The sequence below is a fragment of the Saccharomonospora iraqiensis subsp. paurometabolica YIM 90007 genome (assembly GCF_000231035.2).
Classification (GTDB): Bacteria; Actinomycetota; Actinomycetes; order Mycobacteriales; family Pseudonocardiaceae; genus Saccharomonospora; species Saccharomonospora paurometabolica.
This window is the reverse complement of the sequence record NZ_KI912258.1, coordinates 276,703-279,089: the sequence shown is the minus strand read 5'-3', so window position 1 is coordinate 279,089 and position 2,387 is coordinate 276,703. Positions and strand designations below refer to the sequence as shown.

Here is a 2,387-nt window from a genome sequence, read left to right as displayed (position 1 = left end):
GGACGCCCCGTCCCGGCTCACCGGCGGGTCTGTCCGGCCCGCTCCGGGTCGGCCTCGTGTTCGCCCTCGTGCTCGCCGTCCTCGCCGTGCTCCCGGCTCCGGGAGCGCAGCATCCGCACCAGCACCACCGCCAGCGCCGCCAGCACCAGCACCAGCAGCACCACGATGTTGGACACCTCGCCGGTGAAGCCCTGCACCCATTCCTGGATCGAGAACTGGGTGTCCACGCTCGTCAGGCCGCCGAGGTTGGCCGTGCCCTCGGTGAACAGAAACAGCATCCCCACGCCGATGAACAGCAGGCCGGAGACCAGGCTCGTCGTGTGCGTGCGCAACGGGCCGAGGGTGATCTCCCGCCCCCGCAGCCACTGTTTGCGGCCGAGGTCGAAGCGGTCCCACAGCAGGGCGAGCACGAACAACGGCGCGGCCATCCCCAGCGCGTACAGCGCCATCAGGGCGCCCCCGTAGGTCGGGTCCCCGCCCGCCGCGGACACGGTGAGCACGCTGCCCAGCAACGGTCCGGAGCAGAACCCCGCCAGCCCGTACACGGTGCCCAGGGCGAACACCGAGAGACCGGACGAGATCCTGATCTTCGCGGCGGCATTCTGCGCGGTGTTCGAGCCGAACCCGCGGCCGAGGATCATCAGCACGCCCAGTGCGACGAGCACCAGCCCGCCGACCAGGGTCACCGTGCCCCGGTACTGCGTCACCAGGGCACCCACCGCCGCGACCCCCGCACCGAGCGGGATCAGCACGAGCGCCAGCCCCGCGTAGAAGAGCACGGTGCGACGGGCCAGCGCGCCGACCGTGTCGAACGCGTAGGCGAAGAACGACGGCAGCAGCAACGCCGAACACGGGCTCACCAGGGAGAGCAGACCCCCCAGGAAGGCCCCGAGCAGACCGACCTCGGTCATTGCTGCCCCGCGGCGCCCTCGATGACCTCGACGAACGTGTCGAGCGGCTGCGCGCCGAGAATGGGCTCACCGTTGATCACGAACGTCGGGGTGCTGGACACCCCGATCGAACTGCCCTGCCGCAGGTCCTCCCGGACCGGCTCGTCCAGGCTCGGGTCGTCCAGGTCGGCGGTGAACGTCTCCATGTCCGGCATCCCGACCTCGTGGGCGTAGTCGAGGAGCACCTCGCGGGTGAGGTCCGGGTGGCCGCGCTCCGGGGAGTCCTCGTAGATGGCGCGGTTGTACTCCCAGAACCTGCCCTGCTCGGCGGCGGCGCGACCGGCCCGGGCGGCCATCTCCGACTGCTCGCCGAAGATCGGGAAGTCCCGCCACTCGATCCGCAGCTGCCCGGAGTCGACGTAGCGGTCGATCAGCTCGGGTTCGATGTCCCGGCTGAACTTCGCGCAGAACGGACACCGGTAGTCCGAGTACATGACCATCGTCACCGGGGCGTCGACGGGGCCGAGCGCCGTCGGGTCGCCCTCGTCGCGCCGGGCCAGGCCGGACAGGGGGCTCTCGTCGGCACCGGCACTACCCTCGCTCTGCGAGGCCGAGGGGCCCGACGGACCGGCGGGCTGTTGTGCGGCGCCGTCGTCGCCGCCCGGCGGGGACACGACGAGGTAGGTGATCAACCCGATCGCGGCCACCACGAGGACGGCCACCAGGGTGAGGTCGCGTTTCGACGTACGCCGCGACGTGTTCGGCATCGGCTCTCCCGGTCACTCAGGACTTGAACTACTATGCAGCATAGTAACCACGAAGTCCCGAGCCGATTGGACACGCCCGTGGAGCCGGTGCCGAACCCCGCCGAACCCGCCATCCGCCCCCGCGCGGCCCGCTACGCCCGCGCGGGACTGATGGGCCTGCTCGCGCTGCTGGCGGTGGGCATCCCGACCGACATCCTCGACACCCCGCTGTTCACCCGGGAGATTCCGGTGCGCTGGTGGGAGTACCCGGTGCTGGCCGCGACCGCGGCGCTGACGTTCGCGTGGTTCGCGATCCAGGGCCCACCCCCGTCCGAGAAGGCCAAGCGCAAACCGCTGGCCGGGGTGGTGCTGACCGTGTTCGCCGTGGGCTGCCCGGTGTGCAACAAGCTCGTCCTCGTGGCGCTGGGCACCTCCGGCGCACTGGGACTGTGGGCGCCGCTGCAACCGTTCCTGGCGGTGCTGTCCCTGGCACTGCTGGTGGCCGCCGTGGCCCAACGGTGGCGCCTCCGGGACTGCTCCGACGACACCTGCGCGGCGGAGGGCGGCCCCGGTCAGAACGCCGCGCCGCCCGCCACCGCCAGGCAGTAGAGCGCCACCGCACCCGCGAAGACGGCGACCGAGGCCGCCGTGGGCACGAGGGTCAACAGTGCCGCCAGGGCGTAGTCCACCCGGGCGGGCAGCCACCGCAGGGCCACCCGCCGCCCGGACAGCCACATCAACCGCGCCTCGA

Annotated in this window: 3 protein-coding genes; 1 reads left to right on the top strand and 2 read right to left on the bottom strand. The window is 71.8% G+C overall.

Annotated features, from left to right (window positions below; translation table 11 throughout):
* Positions 1-17: 17 nt before the first annotated feature.
* Positions 18-911, bottom strand: coding sequence for a cytochrome c biogenesis CcdA family protein (locus SACPADRAFT_RS0220465; protein WP_007027309.1), 894 nt, complete (start codon positions 909-911; stop codon positions 18-20).
* Entirely contained in the window at positions 908-1,657 is a 750-nt protein-coding gene (locus SACPADRAFT_RS0220460; RefSeq protein WP_007027308.1) for a DsbA family protein, read from the bottom strand. The genes SACPADRAFT_RS0220465 and SACPADRAFT_RS0220460 overlap by 4 nt, the downstream gene beginning before the upstream one ends.
* A 33-nt stretch (positions 1,658-1,690) precedes the next feature.
* Between SACPADRAFT_RS0220460 and SACPADRAFT_RS0220455 the strand changes: the two genes are divergently transcribed.
* Positions 1,691-2,245 (top strand): hypothetical protein, encoded by a 555-nt coding sequence (locus SACPADRAFT_RS0220455; RefSeq protein ID WP_007027307.1) that lies wholly within the window; start codon positions 1,691-1,693, stop codon positions 2,243-2,245.
* The last annotated feature ends 142 nt before the right edge of the window (positions 2,246-2,387 follow it).